Here is a 13,749-nt window from a genome sequence, read left to right on the forward strand (position 1 = left end):
CCACCTGCAGATAGGGTGCTGTGCCTCGGTGGGATACCATGGTGGAATTACCAGTGTTGTCGAGCCGCCCAATAGGGGAGTGGAACGTGTTTGAGTCTCTGTCTGACCGGTTGACCGGAGCCCTGAAGGGCTTGCGGGGCAAGGGCAAACTGAGCGAAGCCGACATCGCCGCTACCGCGCGCGAGATCCGGCTGGCTCTGCTTGAGGCTGACGTCTCCCTGCCCGTCGTACGTGGTTTCGTCAAGCGCATCAAGGAGCGTGCAGCGGGTGCGGAGGTTTCCGAGGCACTTAATCCTGCGCAACAGGTCATCAAGATCGTCAACGAGGAACTCGTCGGTATCCTCGGCGGGGAGACCCGTCGTATCCGACTGGCGAAGACTCCGCCGACCGTTATCATGCTGGCGGGCCTTCAGGGCGCGGGTAAGACCACGCTCGCTGGTAAGTTAGCCCATCATTTGGGCAAGCAGGGACATACCCCGATGCTCGTCGCCTGTGACCTGCAGCGGCCGGGTGCCGTCCAACAGCTTCAGATCGTCGCCGAGCGGGCCGGGGTGCCGTGCTTCGCACCGGATCCCGGGACCGCCGTGGATTCCTCCGATCATGAGATGGGCACCTCCCACGGTGATCCCGTCGATGTTGCCCGCCGCGGTATCGAGGAAGCACGGGCGAAGCAGCACGACGTCGTGATCGTGGACACCGCCGGACGTCTGGGTATCGATGACACGTTGATGACCCAGGCACGGAACATCCGGGACGCCGTAGATCCGGATGAGGTTCTCTTCGTCATTGACTCAATGATCGGTCAGGATGCCGTCCAGACCGCGGAGGCGTTCCGTGACGGGGTGGACTTCACCGGTGTCGTGCTCACGAAGCTCGACGGTGATGCGCGTGGCGGTGCGGCGCTCTCCATCCGTGAGGTCACCGGCAAGCCCATCATGTTCGCCTCCACGGGTGAGAAGCTGGAGGACTTCGATGTCTTCCACCCCGAGCGCATGGCGAGCCGAATCCTCGGTATGGGTGACATGCTCACCCTCATCGAGCAGGCCGAGTCCATGCTCGACCACTCCAAGGCGGAGGCCACGGCCGCGAAGCTCGGGTCCGGGGAACTTACCCTGGAGGACTTCCTCGACCAAATGCTGATGATCCGTCGCATGGGGCCAATCGGCAATCTGCTGAAGATGCTGCCCGGCGGCAAGCAGATGAACGAGATGGCCGACATGGTCGATGAGAAGCAGCTCGACCGTATTCAGGCCATTATCCGGGGTATGACTCCGGCGGAGCGGGCCGATCCCAAGATTCTCAATGCCTCACGACGCAAGCGTATCGCCGCTGGTTCCGGTGTCACCGTTTCTGATGTGAATCAGTTGGTCGAGCGATTTTTCGAGGCCAAGAAGATGATGGGGCAGATGGCTGGCCAGTTCGGTATGCCTGGGATGAGTCGGAAGGCGACGAAGAAGAAGCCCAAGGGCCGGAGGAAGAAGAACGGCAAGCGCAAGCCCCCGAAGAAGGGACCCTCGCAGCCGCAGATGCCGGGCGGTATGCCCGGTGGCATGCCGGGAATGCCCGGGATGGGTGGCGCAGGCATGCCGAGTATGGAGGAGCTGCAGGCACTCCAGGAGCAGATGGGCGGCGGTGGGAAGCTACCCGGGCTCGGCGGGCTGGGTAAACTCCCTGGTATGCCGAAGATGCCCAAGGGGATGGAGAACATCGACCTGGACAACCTGGATTTCGGCCAGGGTGGGAAGAAATAGGGCGTCAACCCCATGAAGGTCAGAACAAGGTGGTCTGACCTTCCGGTGTGGGCGGAGAACCGAAACGGCGTCTCGCTGCCCGCTCAGTGACCCCCAGGTGGGTGGCGATCTGCGCCCAGGTTGCGCCCGAAGCAGATGCTCTGGTGACGGCGTTCCGGAGACGTTCTCTGGCTTCGGCTTCTTCTATGCTGGCTCGCTGAACCCGCAGCAGATCCCGAGCCACACGTTCACTTGTGTTCATGTGGCTCAACTCTGCCAGAGTGCTGTGCCACTTCGGGAAAGGCACGCACACGGGCAGCGGCGTTGGCACTAGCTTCCAGTAACTGGTATCATGTCAAAGGTTGTCGCAGCATCATATCTTGGTGTTCGCAGTTTGCTCCCCCTACCCGTGCATAATGGGCAGATTTGGGAATGAGCATGGCAACCGACAACTGACTTTCCTGCGTTACACCGTCCCCGACCCCGGTCGAACGGTGGTCACGCGCAGGTTAAATCCAAGGGCTGAACCGGCTCGCCGATCCGGCGGGTGTCCGTACTGCCCAGTGACCGTTCAACAAGAAGGAGCCCCACATGGCCGTCAAGATCAAGCTTCAGCGTCTCGGTAAGATCCGTACCCCGCACTACCGTATCGTCGTCGCCGACGCCCGCACCCGCCGCTCCGGCAAGGTTATCGAGAACATCGGTATCTATGAGCCGAAGGCCGATCCGTCCGTCATCAAGATCGATTCCGAGCGCGCACAGCACTGGCTGTCCGTCGGTGCACAGCCGACCGATCCGGTTCTCGCCCTGCTCAAGGTGACCGGAGACTGGCAGAAGTTCAAGGGCCTGCCGGGTGCCGAGGGTACCTTGCGTGTCGCTGAGGAGAAGCCCAGCAAGCTTGACCTGTTCAACAAGGCTCTGGCCGAGGCGAACGAAGGCCCGAGCGCTGAGGCCATTACCGAGAAGAAGCGCAAGTCCCGCGCTGAGAAGGAAGAGGCCGCCAAGAAGGCTGCCGCTGACGAGGTCAAGGCCGAGGACGAGGCTGAAGAGAAGGCCGCAGAATAAATCTGCCGTGGTTGTCCGCTTCACTCTCTCCGGGGCGGGTAGACACAAAGCCCGTGGTACACCCTATACGGTGCGCCACGGGCTTTTTCGTATTCAGCTCCGTTGAGTAATCCCCAGCATTTCTGATTGAACTGGATACCGGGATCGGGATGGTCTTCCGATATGAGGGGGAACGGCATCCGCGATTTTCCCATCGGTGAGGTGAGCACACTCTGCTTCTCTCAGGGCATCGGCGGTTCGATGTTTGCGCGAGAGACGCGTCCGGCTGTCTTCGGCGTCGTGCCGTCGAACGGATCATCCGGCTGTCAGGACAACAAGAGACATCCTCTCGGGACAGGTTGTTGGTTCCCGTCCACGAGAGGATGCCTCGGTGTGTCTACTCAGGCCCGGTTACGCACTGGTCCGTGAACCATCCGGGTCATGAGGGATGGCTGTCAGTCCTTTTTCCAGCCGATGTTCTCGACGGGGAGGACCGCGAAGCCGAGAGCACCAGTGTTGACCAGACCATCCTTGACAGCGTAGATGTCCGCACCGTTGCTGGTCGGAATCAGGCCATAACGTTTGAACGCATCGACTTCGAGTTCATTCGCGCGCTTGATCTGTTCCTTGGCGGTCGGTAGTTCCTGCAGTTCCTTGATCTTCTCATCCAGCTCGGGAGTACCGGTACCGGACAGATTCAGTTGAGAGTTCGACAGATAGGTCTGGCCGAAGTAGGCGACTCCGTAGGGATCTGAGGAGTTGAATCCCATCGGGAAGATCTCGAAATCCCGGTTGGTGTAGACATCGGAGAACTCCGAGGACGGCCGCTGCTTGATCTCGAGATCGATGCCGATGTCCTTCATCATCTTCTGCGTGGCTGTGGCCTGTGCCTTCGATGCCTCATTGTCGCCGATGAGGGTGTACGTCAGGTGCAGGCTCTCGCCGTCCTTCTCCCGGATTCCGGAGGATCCTTCGGTCCATCCCGCCTCTTCCAGAAGTGCCTTGGCGGCTTCGGGATCAAAGGTTGCCGCCTCGGAGAAGTTGTCCTGGTAATTCTCCTGGAACGGGTAGATGGTCAGAGAGCCGGGAGGGGTCTCCGAGTACGGGGTTCCGTTGAAGCGGATCTGCCCCAGCAGCTCGCGGTCGAGGCCGCGTGCGATGGCTTCACGGACCTTGATGTCACCAAGTGCGCCGGCTTCGGAGTTGAGGGTGATGAGTGCATTGGCGGTGCGGGTCGCCATGCGAAGATCGATGCCGTCCATGTTCTCGACGGTTGCATAGCTCTCGCGGCTGCTGGCGCCGACTACATCGATTTCACCGTTCTTGAAGGCGTTGATCGAGGCCTGGTTTTCCATCTGGCGGTAGATGCGGCGATCAAGTTTCCCCTTCGGCCCCCACCACTTGTCATTGCGCACGAAGACCGCCTCACCCTTGTTGAAGTCGATGTTCTCGACGGTGTAGGGACCTGCACCCCACTCCGGGTGAACTTCCTTCAGGTAGGAGTTGTAGTTCGCCGGGTCAGCGAGTGCGGGGTGGGCGATCTGGTTGAACAGACCCTCCCACCATGGGTACACACCGTCGAAGGTGATGACGGCCTGTTTCGGGGTGTCGCCCGCTTTCACGGAAGTGATGCGCTCGTAGCCGTCGGTTGCACTCGGGGTGTAGTCGTCGGACTCGCCGTTATTGATCTTCCAGGTCGTCTCAAAGGCGGACCAGTCGATGTCGGAGCCGTCGTTCCACTTCGCGTCATCGACGATGGTGAACGTGACGATGGTGTTGCCGTCGACGAGTTCGTCCGTGACCTCGGAAATGTAGCTCGGGTTCGCGGTGTAGTTGCCCTCGCCGTCGAACAGGGCGATCTGGGGGTTGTACCAGTTCCAGAGCGTCACGACGGGTGCGGAGGCGTCAGCGTGGAATCGGTTCTGCTGCTCGGGGATCTCGTAGATGGAGGTGACCAGTTCACCACCGTCCTTGATGTCGTCGCGTTCCGTTGGTGCGTAGTCTGAGGCAGCGACCTTGACGGCGTCAGTACTCGACGCGGAACCGGACTTGGAGGAACTCGACGAACCACTGTCTCCCGAGCAACCGGCGAGCATGAGGGCGCCGGCGGCGAGGGCGGCCGTCAGTTGGAGGACGAACTTGTTGGGTTTCACGGTATGCGAGGTCCTTCTCTGAGTGAGCGGGGTGGCATACAGGGACCGGCTGATCCCAGACGCCGAAATTTCCCGTAGCTTAACCCGTTTTTCATCACACGTTTGGATTTCGGGTGATGTCAGTCACCCGACGCCGTAATTCCCATCACGATATTGATTGAGTGGGCCCCTTTTACCTCGGTAAAAACGTCGGAGTTCAGCACTAAAAAATCTCTCAGATGCTACCTTTGGGGGTAATTTGAAGGGGTGATGGGGATTTGGGTCATCGGTGTCAACGGTTCCGGTAAATCCACGCTTCTCGGAATGCTGACCGATCCTTCGGTTCTGGGGTCCGGTGTCCGTCTCGGGCGCATCGACCAGGCACGCGAGGTATTCCATGGTTCCGAACCGCTCGTCGACGTGTTCGGTGCGGAGAAACCCGATCTCGCCACCGTGGAGCTACGGCCCCTGCTCGTGAGTTCGGTTTCACCGGGGACCACGTCCACCGCGTCTGCGACTCCCTCTCACCGGGGGAGCGGACCCGCGCCGCCCTCGCGCACTGCTGCAGGTGCGCGGAACCAACGTGACCGGCGACTGGCAGAAGTTCAAGGGCCTGCAGGGGCCCAGGGGCATCCTGCGCGTCGCCGAGCCGAAGCCCAGCAAGCTGGGCCTGTTCAACGCCGCGCTCGCCGAGGCCAACGAGGGCCCCTCCGCCGAGGCCATCACGGAGAAGACGCGCAAGTCCCGCGCCGAGAAGGAAGAGGCAGCAAAGAAGGACGCCGCGGACGAGGTCAAGGCTGAGGACGCTGCTGAAGAGGCTGCCGCTTCCGAGGAAGCCGCTGCTGAGTAGTCAGTATCAGTGATTCCGGTTATCCGGTGCACACAATAAACCCCAGGTACGCATGAGCGTCCTGGGGTTTATTGTTGCTTACGTCTTTTGCTTTAAGGTTCAAGCAGCGCCGCGTTGGACGACCCGTCAGGGGCCCAGCGTGGCGCTGCTATAACTCACCCGAGATTAGAAACGGGGGAGCTGGGGGAGCTGCGGAAGGTGGATAGCACCCAGCAACTGCTGTGCGGGGTAATGGAAGATCCACGCCAGGCCGCCCAAGAGAGCTGCGATAGCGGCAAAGATACCAAGGAGTCCGGCGCTGCTCGATGTCGAGCCGGGGGTGCTGCCGTTATCCTGAGTCTTCTTCGGGCTGATACGCAGCAGCGTGTCGCCGCCCTGGAGTTGGGCACGGCTGGGGGCAGTGGTGACAAAGAAGTGCCCTGCACCATCGGTGGAGACATCGTTAGCCAAAGGGCCTACGGCCTGGTTGGATTCGATGGCGAAGGTGTCGGGGTTGATGGTGGTGAATGTACCCGATGTTCGACTGACCACACCGATCGTGTCGATGGACGGGTCATATGCGACACCAAGGGTTTGCCCGCCGACCTCGACGCTATTGACAACGGCCCCGGTGTTCAGATCGATCGCGTACACAGCGGACGGGAACTGGCTGGCAACGTAGAGACGGTTGCGCTTCAGGTCAAGAGCTGAATAGCCGCGTCGTGATTCACCATCACCCGGCAGCGTAAAGAGGTCCATCTTTCCGGTTTCCGTGTTGATCCGTGCGGCGCTCGTCCCCTTCCAGTTGTTGGTGTAGAGGCTATGCGTCGCTGGATCCAAGACGAACTGCATCGTGCCGGCGTAACCCGGTGTCGGCAGGGAATCGAGCTTGGCGAAGGTCGTTGCATCGAAAACGGAGATGCTCTCCTGGTCGTGCTGGAGCGGCTCGGACACGTACACGCGGTTGGCGGCGGTGTCGATGGCGAAGCTACGCGGGTGATTGACCTCACCCGGAGCGCTGATGTGCTTGAGTGCACCCGTGGTGGCGTCGTAGATACTCACGGAGTCGCCGTGGCTGTTGCTCACCCAGATATTGTTGTGCACCTCATCGATAGCAATGCCGTGCGGCTGTGATTCGGTGGTGTTCTTCTTTCCGTTGCGGTCGATAGTATCGAAGCTCTTTTCCAACGCAAGCGTGTCGGGGTTAATGACGTAGATGGTGCCCGCATTGTCGCTATCGCGGGATGCGCGGGTGACAAACAGCTTGTTCATCGTCGGTGCGTAGGCGCTCTGATAGAGACCACGACCCAATACGGTGGACACGATCTCGTTGGCGCCGGGGTTGAGCACCGGCGACGGCGGTTGGATCTCCTCGTCAGTGTCGTACTCACGGGGCGTGGTTTCGCCGGGGGCGAGATAAGACACCTTGACGGTCTTATTGATCAGCGATGGATCGTTGGGGATGTGTACGTCGGGGATGGTGAGATTGCCCGCCGAATCGGTGACGTACGTGGCGTTGGGGGTAAGCCAGTTGGCACCATCGACACCGACTGCGGTGATCTTGCTGCCCGCGGCGAGGTTCTGCACCTTGACTTGCAAGTTCGTGGTGCCGATAGCGGTGTTTGCCAAGGTAGGGGCATCAGGGCTGCCCAGATTAAATAGCGGGTCGAGCATTGCGGTGGTCGTAGCCGTGTGCGTGCCGTCGGTGATTGCGATGGTGTGCTCGATACCACCGAAGATCTCGCCGGCCTTGCCGGTGATTTCCACAGAAGCGCTCTCCGCGGAGTCGATGGTCCTGGTCGGCTTCAGTTCGTCCCCTTCAAACCAAAAACTAACGGGCTTGCCGTCAACGGTTGCGGTGAGGGGCACTCCGGGGGTAAGTCCGGTGACCGTGACGAAGTAACCGGCATCAATGCGGCCGAAGCTCGTCACGTAGGTGTACGAACTCGTGACCGCTGCGGTCGGTGCCGTGGCGGTGTCGCTTGCTGCGTCGTTGTGCGTGGTTTGGGCGTAGGCGGTGGGTGCTACCGCAGGGACGATCGCGAAGATAAGGGCCGTAGATGCAAGCGCTGCGAGAGCGTGCCGACCGGCGCGGGTGGAACGAGAAGGCAAAGCCATGGAAGTCTCCATATGTGTTTATTGAATGGGGAACCATGAGCGCGTAAGGAAATAATAGATACACGACACGCTTAAGGTGAGGCTATCCTATGTTCACGTGGCTGGCGGGGGAAAGATTTTGTTCCGACAAAGTTATGGAATGTGTCGGACACCACAAAGCAGGTGTGCTATTTCTGCATTATTGGGCATTAAAAATACCGCGGGTACTATCGCGGCATGAGTACGATCACGGTCACCTCGTTGAGTGCCCACTATGGGGCGCGCACCTTATTTGATGGCCTAAATCTGGTGATAGATTCGGGGCATCGTTGGGGTTTGACTGGACCGAATGGCGCGGGAAAATCCACTGTTCTCTCGGCGTTAGCGGGGGTGCCCGGTGCCGCGGAAATACGCGGTACGATACGGCGCTCACCGCACGATATGACAGTGGGGTTCCTCCATCAGGAGATTCAACGCCGTGTGGAAAGCGTCAGTGAGTTCATCGCGCGTCGTACTGGGGTGGCCGCCGCACAACACGATATGGAACGGTATGCGGCCGCGATGGCGGCGGGGGACGACACCGTGGATGACGCTTATAGCGATGCGCTGAATACCTGGTTGGCGCTCGGCGGCGCGGACTTTGAAGAGCGCTATGCTCACGTTGCCGCGCGACTGGGGCTGACGGTGGATGAGGCACTGCCGATGAGTGCGTTGTCCGGTGGACAGGCCGCTCGTGTCAATCTTGCTGTCATTTTGCTGTCGAGTCATGACGTATTGCTTTTGGATGAACCAACTAATGATCTTGACCTTGAAGGACTGGAGATCCTTGAAGCGTTTGTTCTGTCCGATCATCGGCCCATGATGATCGTGAGCCATGATCGTGAGTTTCTGGCGTGCACGGTCACCGGGGTGGTGGAACTTGATTCTGCACAGCAACAGATCACTGTGTATGAAGGCGGATGGGAATCTTATTTGGTTGAGCGCGCTCGTGCGCGGGCACAGGCACGAGCCGACTATGAGGAATACGCCGCGAAGATCGCCGGGTTAAAGGAGCGCGTGCAGACCCAAAAGACGTGGTTGGATCGGGGGACAAAGAACGCTATTCGACGCGTCCCGGATAATGACAAACACATTCGGCACCGGGCTGGGCAACGCAGTGAAAAACAAGCGGCAAAGATCGCGCAGTCGCAGCGCGCTATGAAACGCGTGGAGGAGGTGGCTGAGCCGCGTAAGGAATGGATATTGCAGATGGATATTGCGGCGGCACCCCGTTCCGGCACAGTGGTATCCAGTGTGCGTGACGCGGTGGTATGTGCCGGTGACTTTCAGCTCGGTCCGGTGACGCTACAGATCAACTACGGGGACCGGGTGCTGATCAACGGGGCAAATGGTGCAGGAAAATCGATGCTGCTACGTCTCATGCTGGACCCGGACAATCTGGGGGCTGGCGTGCGTGTGGGGGAAGTCGATCAAGCACGCGCGGTGGTGAGCGGGGAGCGGACGCTTCTCGACGCGCTCAGCTCCGAACTGCCCGATCTTTCTCCCTCCGAGTTGCGTACCGTGGTGGCGAAGTTCGGTCTCCGCGACGATCACGTGACCCGACCATGTGCCGCACTGTCGCCGGGGGAGCGCACGCGTGCCGCGTTAGCGCTTTTGCAGGTACGAGGAACAAATGTATTGGTTCTTGACGAACCCACCAATCATTTGGATCTGCCTGCCATCGAACAATTGGAGGAAGCCACGGATCGGTTCAGCGGTACTGTGCTACTGGTGACACATGATCGACGGATGCGCGATGGTTTCCGGGCGACGCGAGTACTCACCGTCGCCGCCGGTCAGGTTACGGAGGATGGCTAGGTTAGGGGGTTTCTCCGGTGAGCATGTGAAGGAGAAGGATCGACTGTTCCTCCGCGGTATCGTCCGGACACTGCACTCGGTGCATCACATAGGGGTCAAGATGGAGGACTGTCCCCGGAGTCATGCGGACCGTGGTGTCCTCGCAGATGAAGTCCAGGGTTCCACGGAGACATTGCACGGTAATGGGATGTGCGGCCTTATGGTCATTGAGTCGCTGACCCGGGGCGAAGCTGAAGGTGATGATGTTCGCCCCGTTGCCCTCGAGAATCCGCTTCACGGCCGGGACTCTGCGGTCCGGATTGGCGTCCGCGGCCTCCCCGATGAGGTCCAGCACGGTCATCGTTCCGGTTGACTCGCGCTCGGGCTTACCGAAGGTGTCCGGCTGGTTGACCGGGATCTCCATGTTCCTGTCACTTCCTCTCGAGCACCATACCGATGGCGTTCAGGTTGTCGGCGTAGGTGGTGAACGTGCGGCGCATCGTCATCACCCGCTTACGGATCTCGGGCTGCCGGAGCACGTTGAAGATGATCTTCAGGGTCCGTGGCAGGCCCTCATCAGCGACCATACGCTTCGGTTCGAGCAGTGCCATCGGCGCGTGGTAGACGTCCACGACGCGGAAGCCGGCCTCCTCCGCCAGCTCGGTCCACTCCGCCGTCGTCAGGGGCCGGGCGTTGACCTTGATGGCGCGGGCGAGGTCCTTCTGGATGCGGTTCTTGATCACCGGATCCAGGTTGTCCGGGTGCAGCCCGAGCTCGTGGATACCGTAGCGTCCACCGGGGCGGAGGATCCGGTGCGCCTCCCGCATGATCTCCAGCTTGTGCTTGTCGGTCTGCATCGTCAGCATCGCTTCGCCGATGACGACATCGGCCGACTCGTCGTCGAGGTTTGTCTCCTTCGCGGAACCGAGCTGCATCCGGAAGTTGGGGTTATTCTGCGGGAGCTTGGCCCCGGTGATAGCGCAGGCCTCAGCGTCCGCGTCGACACCGATATAACTCGACGGCTTCCTGGCCAGCAGCTCAGCGGCCGTTACCCCGAGGCCCGGGGCAAACTCCACGACCGCGTGGCCCTCGACGGGCAGGTGGTTGATCACCCATTCCGTGGTTTCCCGTCCACCGGGGCGCAGAACCTTCTTCCCAACCCGGGCGAGTAACCAGTGCCCGGGGGCTTTGCCGGGTTCCCGGTCGCTGGCTGGGAGAGGATGCGAATTCTGCGGCTTCTGGGACATGGCGTTCTCCTGATGATCGAAAGGGGGCGTACACAACCAAGCCTAATCAAAGAACATTGGATTTCTTGTGGACACGGACGTCGATACGTTGTCGATTAGGATCGGTCCCATGGAGAATGTGGAGTTGTTGGTCGGCCGTGTGGTGAAGTCCCACGGAATCAGGGGTGAGGTCTCGGTGGAGGTGACCACCGATGAACCCGAGGCCCGCTTCGTTGTTGGTGAGGTGCTCACCGGGCGTCAGGGTGGGCGCGAGCACAACCTGACCATCGACTCGGTGCGCGGGCACCAGAACCGGTTGCTGATCAAGTTTGCGGAGATCGCCGACCGGAACGCCGCCGATTCCCTGCGCGGTACCCGGTTCTTCGGGGAACCTCGAGAATCGGAGCCCGGGGAGGAGGGCTTCTACGATCACGAGCTCGAGGGCCTGCGCATCGTGCAGGACGGTACTGAGATTGGAGAGGTCACCGGCGTTCTGCACGGGCCGGCCGGGGAGACACTCGAGGTCCGCCTGGACACCGGGAAGGATGTGCTCATCCCCTTCGTCCACGCCATCGTCCCCGATATCGACCTCGGGGCGGGTACCGCCACGATCACCCCGCCGGAAGGACTGCTGGACCTGTGAGCGGGCTGCGCATCGACGTCGCGACGATTTTCCCCGCGTACCTTGATCCACTGCGGCACGCCCTGCTTGGGAAGGCCATCGAGCGTGGCATTCTCTCCGTCGGTGTCCACGATCTGCGTGACTGGGCCACGGACGTGCACCGCTCGGTCGACGGCCCGCCCTACGGCGGTGGCCCCGGAATGGTGATGAAACCCACTGTGTGGGGTCCGGCACTCGACGACATTTCGGCCGGAACCGGCCCTGCCGCGGTCGCCGACAGACTCGACTCGGCACAGCCCCACGTCGATCGCCCCCGGCACGACGATCTGGCGGGTGCGGGCTTTGCCGGATACGACACCCGGCGCGACATCCGCGCTGAGGAGGACGGGAGCGCCCCGCTGCTCATCGTCCCAACCCCGGCCGGTGTGCCCTTCACGCAGGAGATGGCTCGCGCCTGGTCCCACGAGGACCACATCGTCTTCGCCTGCGGCAGGTACGAGGGCATAGACCAGCGCGTGGTCGACGATGCCGCCCACCGCTACCGGGTGCGCGAGGTCTCCATCGGTGACTACGTGCTCATCGGCGGTGAGGTCGCGGTCCTCGTCATCGCGGAGGCCATCGTCCGGCTGATCCCCGGGGTCCTCGGCAACGCAGCGAGCCACGTGGACGACAGCTTCTCCGACGGGCTGCTCGAGGGCCCGAGCTACACGAAACCCCGCGAGTGGCGCGGCTTCGAGGTCCCGGAGGTGCTGATCAGCGGCAACCACGCCCACATCGACGCCTGGCGGAGGGAACAGTCACTGCTCCGTACCGCTGCGCGACGTCCCGAACTCATCGAAAAACTACGACTGGAGAACGCTTTGAGCACCAACGACGAGAAGATCCTCGCGGACGCCACCCCACGCGCCGTGTCCACTGACCTGAACCTGCTGATCACTCCCGGTGAATGGCGGAAGATTTCGAAGAAGCTGGGTCGCGGACTGGAGCGCGCCGGGTATCTCGAAGCCACCGTGCACGCCGAGGAGATCTCGCTGTCCTGCGAGCCGGAGAACATGCTAGTCGCCCAGTTCATGCAGGCCGAGGGGCATGCACCGACCTCCGAGGTGCTGCACCGCGTGATCGTCAACGGGGTCTCGGCCCTCGATCTCCGGGCCGTCACGAAGGCCGTCATCGCCCAACTACCGGAAGGTAGCTACTGGTACGGGACTTCCAAGGAGGGACACACCGAGCCCGGCTCGGGTGCCGCCTGCGCCTGGAGGCCCTAGCTCTTCCCCTCATCCCGGAGAGCGTCGAGGTATCCCTGGACGAGCCCCGCCCCGGTGTCGGCGTCATCGACGGTGACGGCGAAATCGGTAGCGTTCCGGCGGGAGAGCACGATCGCCGGCCCACCGCGCAGGACGAGGGCGGTACCGCGTGCGCTCAGGCGCCAGCCCCAGCCGCCCCATTCACGAGGGTCGAGGTCGATCGCGCGGACCCCGGTGATCTTCTCGTGGGGGATCGTGGAACGGATGAGTCCCGGCCACAGGGACCAGGTTAGGCCACGGTTGTCGACGCGCACCCGGACCCGGGTGAACATCAGTCCGACGACGGCGAGAACGAGGCCTGAGCCGATCATCACCCGGTCCGCGCCACCGGTGTCGTCCGGGAACAGCAGGCCGATGGCGGTGAACACGGCGCCGATGCCCACCGTCACCGCGATCAGCCACGGGCGGGCTGTCGCGTGCCCGAACCACACGGCGCGCCGGGACGCGGAGACCGGCACCACCGCGGCAACCCGCTCCCCGTCGGATTCCTTCGGCACGGGCGTCGCCGCCCGGGCCAGCAGCGCCCCGACCGCCACAGACAGTGCCAGGAAAAGCAGGACCGAGACCGTGCGCAGTCGGACATCCTGAGGTGAGGGGGCCACGAGATTGACGTGGACGGTCCAGATCTCCAGTGCGCCCAGGAAGGTCGCGGCGAAGCCCGCGCAGCCCGCGAGGAACCGCTGGCGGGTTCCGGCCAGGGCGCCCATCAGCGCTGTGGTTCCGATGGCCATGCCGCCGACGACTAGGAGGAACGCGGTGGGGGAGTCGAAGCCGTCGGGGGTTCCATCGAGGGCGAAGTGCGTAGCGAGTTCGCCCCGGTGTCCCCGCACCATGACGGCGGCGACCCCGGTGAGGGCGACGGCGATGAGCAGCGGTATTCCGAGGGCCAGGGTACGGAAGCGTGTCGTTGGCTTCATGGATGGGCTCCG

11 protein-coding genes and 1 pseudogene are annotated in these 13,749 nt (G+C 61.9%); 6 read left to right on the forward strand and 6 right to left on the reverse strand.

Annotation, left to right across the window (positions count from 1 at the left end):
• Positions 1-86 precede the first annotated feature (86 nt).
• Positions 87-1,751 carry a signal recognition particle protein gene (gene ffh, locus QWU44_RS01265; protein ID WP_370913900.1) on the forward strand — a complete coding sequence of 555 codons (1,665 nt, stop codon included), beginning with the start codon at positions 87-89 and terminating at the stop codon, positions 1,749-1,751.
• A gap of 19 nt (positions 1,752-1,770) precedes the next feature.
• Here the strand turns inward: ffh and QWU44_RS01270 are convergent, their stop codons facing one another.
• On the reverse strand, positions 1,771-1,992 hold the full coding sequence (locus tag QWU44_RS01270; RefSeq protein ID WP_370913901.1) for a hypothetical protein: 222 nt from the start codon (positions 1,990-1,992) through the stop codon (positions 1,771-1,773).
• A gap of 329 nt (positions 1,993-2,321) precedes the next feature.
• On the opposite strand from QWU44_RS01270, the gene rpsP reads away from it, so the two are divergent.
• Positions 2,322-2,795 carry a 30S ribosomal protein S16 gene (gene rpsP, locus QWU44_RS01275; RefSeq protein ID WP_370913902.1) on the forward strand — a complete coding sequence of 158 codons (474 nt, stop codon included), beginning with the start codon at positions 2,322-2,324 and terminating at the stop codon, positions 2,793-2,795.
• A gap of 434 nt (positions 2,796-3,229) precedes the next feature.
• Here rpsP and QWU44_RS01280 read toward each other — a convergent pair whose 3' ends face one another.
• The gene (locus QWU44_RS01280) at positions 3,230-4,870 is read right to left on the reverse strand and encodes an ABC transporter family substrate-binding protein (RefSeq protein ID WP_370914282.1); all 1,641 of its coding nucleotides are present in this window, start codon (positions 4,868-4,870) and stop codon (positions 3,230-3,232) included.
• A 559-nt stretch (positions 4,871-5,429) separates the two neighbouring features.
• On the opposite strand from QWU44_RS01280, the pseudogene QWU44_RS01285 reads away from it, so the two are divergent.
• Positions 5,430-5,756: pseudogene (locus QWU44_RS01285) on the forward strand (30S ribosomal protein S16); the annotation flags it as partial.
• Between the two features lie 165 nt (positions 5,757-5,921).
• On the opposite strand, the gene QWU44_RS01290 reads toward QWU44_RS01285, so the two are convergent.
• On the reverse strand, positions 5,922-7,853 hold the full coding sequence (locus QWU44_RS01290) for a hypothetical protein (RefSeq protein ID WP_370913903.1): 1,932 nt from the start codon (positions 7,851-7,853) through the stop codon (positions 5,922-5,924).
• A gap of 216 nt (positions 7,854-8,069) precedes the next feature.
• On the opposite strand from QWU44_RS01290, the gene QWU44_RS01295 reads away from it, so the two are divergent.
• Positions 8,070-9,689, forward strand: a complete 1,620-nt coding sequence (locus tag QWU44_RS01295) for an ABC-F family ATP-binding cassette domain-containing protein (protein WP_370913904.1) — start codon at positions 8,070-8,072, stop codon at positions 9,687-9,689.
• Position 9,690: 1 nt separating this feature from the next.
• Here QWU44_RS01295 and QWU44_RS01300 read toward each other — a convergent pair whose 3' ends face one another.
• Both QWU44_RS01300 and QWU44_RS01305 read right to left on the reverse strand, forming a co-directional pair.
• Positions 9,691-10,092: a cupin domain-containing protein gene (locus tag QWU44_RS01300; RefSeq protein ID WP_370913905.1), complete on the reverse strand. Its 402-nt coding sequence runs from the start codon at positions 10,090-10,092 to the stop codon at positions 9,691-9,693.
• Between the two features lie 7 nt (positions 10,093-10,099).
• A complete protein-coding gene (locus tag QWU44_RS01305; RefSeq protein ID WP_370913906.1) occupies positions 10,100-10,915 on the reverse strand; it encodes a class I SAM-dependent methyltransferase in 816 nt (271 codons plus the stop codon).
• 109 nt (positions 10,916-11,024) lie between these two features.
• Between QWU44_RS01305 and rimM the strand changes: the two genes are divergently transcribed.
• Both rimM and trmD read left to right on the forward strand, forming a co-directional pair.
• Positions 11,025-11,537 carry a ribosome maturation factor RimM gene (gene rimM, locus QWU44_RS01310; protein WP_370913907.1) on the forward strand — a complete coding sequence of 171 codons (513 nt, stop codon included), beginning with the start codon at positions 11,025-11,027 and terminating at the stop codon, positions 11,535-11,537.
• Positions 11,538-11,542: 5 nt separating this feature from the next.
• Positions 11,543-12,781, forward strand: a complete 1,239-nt coding sequence (gene trmD / locus QWU44_RS01315) for a tRNA (guanosine(37)-N1)-methyltransferase TrmD (protein WP_370914283.1) — start codon at positions 11,543-11,545, stop codon at positions 12,779-12,781.
• Here trmD and QWU44_RS01320 read toward each other — a convergent pair.
• Entirely contained in the window at positions 12,778-13,737 is a 960-nt protein-coding gene (locus QWU44_RS01320; RefSeq protein ID WP_370913908.1) for a hypothetical protein, read from the reverse strand. The two genes, trmD and QWU44_RS01320, sit on opposite strands and share 4 nt — an antisense overlap.
• Between the last annotated feature and the right edge of the window lie 12 nt (positions 13,738-13,749).

Origin of the sequence: Corynebacterium sp. CCM 9203, assembly GCF_041357675.1 — a bacterium.
GTDB lineage: Bacteria > Actinomycetota > Actinomycetes > Mycobacteriales > Mycobacteriaceae > Corynebacterium.